The sequence below is a fragment of the Mesorhizobium sp. M1A.F.Ca.IN.020.03.2.1 genome (genome assembly GCF_004023205.1).
Lineage (GTDB): Bacteria > Pseudomonadota > Alphaproteobacteria > Rhizobiales > Rhizobiaceae > Mesorhizobium.
Genome location: NZ_RZSV01000478.1, coordinates 1 through 1082 on the forward strand (window position 1 = coordinate 1; position 1082 = coordinate 1082).

Sequence of the window (1082 nt, forward strand, 5' to 3'; positions counted from 1 at the left end):
GGATCCATACTGCCTGCGCTGCCAGCCGCAGGTGATGGGCGCCGCGCTCGACGTCCTGCGCAAGGCGGCCGACACGCTGGAGACCGAAGCCAACGGCGTCACCGACAACCCGCTGATCTTCGCCGAGGACGACACCGCGCTCTCGGGCGGCAATTTTCACGCCGAGCCGGTGGCCTTTGCCGCCGACATGATCGCGCTTGCCGTCTGCGAGATCGGCTCGCTGTCTGAGCGCCGCATCGCCATGCTGGTCGATCCGGCGCTCTCCGGCATGCCGGCTTTCCTGACGCCGAAGCCTGGCCTCAATTCCGGTTTCATGATCCCGCAGGTGACGGCGGCGGCGCTCGTTTCGGAAAACAAGCAGAAGGCCTATCCGGCGAGCGTCGATTCGATCCCGACCTCGGCCAACCAGGAAGACCATGTCTCGATGGCTGCCCACGGCGCGCGCCGCCTGCTCGGCATGATCGAGAATGCAACGGCCGTCATCGGCATCGAGCTGTTGGCAGCCGCGCAAGGCTGCGATTTCCATGCCCCGCTCGCTTCGAGCGAAGCGCTGGAAACGGTGCGCAAGCTGGTCCGAGCCGAGGTGCCGCATCTCGACAACGACCGGCATTTCCATCCCGACATGGAAAAGGCGATCGCCCTGGTCCGCAGCGGCGCGGCGGTTAAGGCGGCGGCTGCGGTGGCGCTGCCGGGGATTGCGTCATGAGATTGAATGCTCTGATAGGTCGCGATCCTTCACGCCCCCCTCCGTCCTGCCGGACATCTCCCCCACAAGGGGGGAGATTGGCAACTTTGGCGCCCCGCTCCTTCTTGCAACGTGGACGATTGGCGAAAGCCGGCGTGATATCTGATCTCCCCCCTCGTGGGGGAGATGTCCGGCAGGACAGAGGGGGGCGCCGTAGAGCTCCAACCCGTGGAGAGCTCCAATGACCACGCCCTGGCTCACCATCACACGCGGTACGGCGCCGCTGCTGGTCTCGATCCCGCACACCGGCATAGATCTTGCGGGCCTCGACAGCCGGTTGGTGTCGCCGTGGCTCGGCCGCCGCGACTGCGACTGGTGGATCGACAAGCTGTACGAC

Annotated in this window: 1 protein-coding gene and 1 pseudogene; both read left to right on the forward strand. The window is 66.1% G+C overall.

Translation table 11 applies throughout. From position 1 onward, the window contains the following. The coding region (locus tag EOA79_RS32185; RefSeq protein WP_164894079.1) for an aromatic amino acid lyase at window positions 1–706 on the forward strand (706 nt) is incomplete at its 5' end. Window positions 707–926: 220 nt separating this feature from the next. Continuing rightward, a pseudogene (locus EOA79_RS33990) lies at window positions 927–1082 on the forward strand (N-formylglutamate deformylase); the annotation flags it as partial.